Annotated in this window: 1 protein-coding gene; it reads left to right on the top strand. The window is 40.6% G+C overall.

The features are described from left to right. The first annotated feature begins 986 nt into the window (after nt 1–986). Complete coding sequence (locus CDG77_RS34570; RefSeq protein WP_094333616.1) at nt 987–2,174, top strand: HetZ-related protein 2; 1,188 nt, start codon at nt 987–989, stop codon at nt 2,172–2,174. Nucleotides 2,175–2,321 lie beyond the last annotated feature (147 nt).

Here is a 2,321-nt window from a genome sequence, read left to right as displayed (position 1 = left end):
CTATAAATGTAAGCCCAATTCTTACGCCTCTCGTATGGGTGTTAGCTTGAGGGTCTAGAGGGATACTTGAATGTCCCGCTGTCATCACGAGATGTCAGGAATCCCCATCCGCCTTGCGGTGGGGTGGTTCAATGATAAGTCTCTTGTAAGGCTTCTGACCATTAAAGCTTTTGAAGGTTGCATTCTTTCTGTTTTTATATTTGCATAAGTTGAATTTTCAAGCAGAGGGAAAGCAACAGTCAGAGTCAATAGTCAAAATCAATATTGACTGTTGACTATTCATTATTGGCAATGTCAGGGTTTGAAGAATAATTTGCCAATATTAGAAGTACAGTTGTAGGTGAAGCTAGTTTAGAGATTAAGCTTTTATTAACGACTTACCAAACATCCTTTTAAAGGCTAACTTGTGTATATACACTTAATAAAATCAAAATAATAGTACGAAATTTAACTTAATACTATTCAGCTAGGTCTCGATCCTCCCTCACCTTTCTTAAAAATGAGGGAATTAAACCGATTTTAAGAAAGGTTGGGGGGTCTTCCAGACCAAAAATATCATTAATACCAATGCATATTGAGATTTAACTAAGTATTTTACTACGTAAGGGATTGTAAAGCGTAGAAACTTATACGGGTGAAATAACGTCCGATTCTTGAGTTAAATTAGATTCGTTCCTCGGCTCGGTTACAAAATTTCAAATTTCCCCAACCCATCTGTATGCAAAACCTTATACTCAGCCCTCTAGGCAGATTTTTATTATCAGTTAAAAAACATAACTTTACAAAAAGTTAACATTTACAAAATCGGTCAAAATGCATGATATGTAAGGGATTGGGACATTTTGTAATAGAAAGCAAAATACTAATGCAAAAATTTCTGCATAATTTTGCTGAATTAAGACGTAATAAAAGTGGAATCACTGAGATATTTTCATGAAACTCATGAAATTAGGGACAGCTGCCAGTTAAACAATTAGGTGGGACAAATGGGGGTTGTGATGCAAACTTCAAAATTGAGTTTCGAGGAGCGCAATCTCGCTATGGTAACGGATGTGGAAAAACTGGCTCTAGATTGGCGAAAGCGCTTGGCTGCGGAATGTCCAGAACAAAATGAAGCTGCTAGACAAAGTATTATTCTCTGGCTTTTGGGATCGGACTCAAAACGGTTTGACCTATTGAACCCTAAAGAGGTTGATATCGCCAAACAAGCAATGGAATATCGCTGGAGGATTTTACGTCAACGCTATTTGGGGTTCGGGCGAGAACGTGCTTATCGCAACTTGATAACGCGACTGGGAAGTTTAGTGACATTACGGAATAAAATTCAGACTTGGGTTTCCCTCAGCCGCGATCGCCAGCGCAGTGTCATGGATGTATTGCAAGAAGTACTCCAAGAGTTACTGCAAACTGATGCCTACATGCAACAACAAATGGCCGATCTGAGCAAATATACAACCGATAGACGATTGGGAGATGCTCTGCTATTTGCCAGCATAGAAGAATATTGTCTGCGGCCAGTACGCAATCAACCCCTATTAGCTTATCGGTTTGTAAATTACTTGCGTCGCACTCAGCGCGGTGGCTTAACCCAAGTACCGGGCCGTGACTTGATTAGACTCGTCTCAGAAGAAGTCCTCACCGATGACAGCGACAATCGAGTTAACTTAGTCGATAGTCAAGCGATCGCAGAATATCAAGAAGCACAACACCTAGAGGAACAACAAGCGCTACGTCAGTCAGTGCAAAAAGAATTTGAAAATTATTTACAAGAAAATCTGGGTACAGACGCAGTGGAGTGGCTACGTCTGTATTTGCAAGGCAAATCCCAGGAAGATATTGCCCAAAAACTGAATAAGCAGACTAAAGAAGTCTACCGTCTGCGAGAAAAAATTAGTTACCACGCCGTGCGTGTTTTTGCTCTCAAAGGGAAACCAGAGCTAGTAGAAAGTTGGCTCTCAATTTCCTTGCAAGAACATAACTTGGGGTTAACACAAAACCAATGGCAGCAACTTGAGGAAAAATTGACTCCTCTGGGGCGGCAGATCCTAGATTTGCAAAGAGCAGGGAACTCAATAGAAATAATAGCCCAACAGTTGAAACTCAAAACTCATCAAATTTTAGGCGAATGGACAAAAATTTATCTTGCTGCCCAAGCTTTAAGAACCCAGGAGTAGGCAATTCAGGTGGTAGGAGACAAGGTAAATAGGGAGTGGCTAGTGGAAGAGCAGGGGAAGCAAGGGAAGAAGAAGTATTAATTATTATGTCCAATCCCTAATCCCCAATCCCAAACTCCCAAACCCCCAATCCTCAGTATTATCCCC

Origin of the sequence: Nostoc sp. 'Peltigera membranacea cyanobiont' 213 (assembly GCF_002245975.1) — a bacterium.
GTDB lineage: Bacteria > Cyanobacteriota > Cyanobacteriia > Cyanobacteriales > Nostocaceae > Nostoc.
The sequence above is the reverse complement of the archived record's forward strand: the minus strand, read 5'-3'. Positions and strand labels throughout refer to the sequence as shown.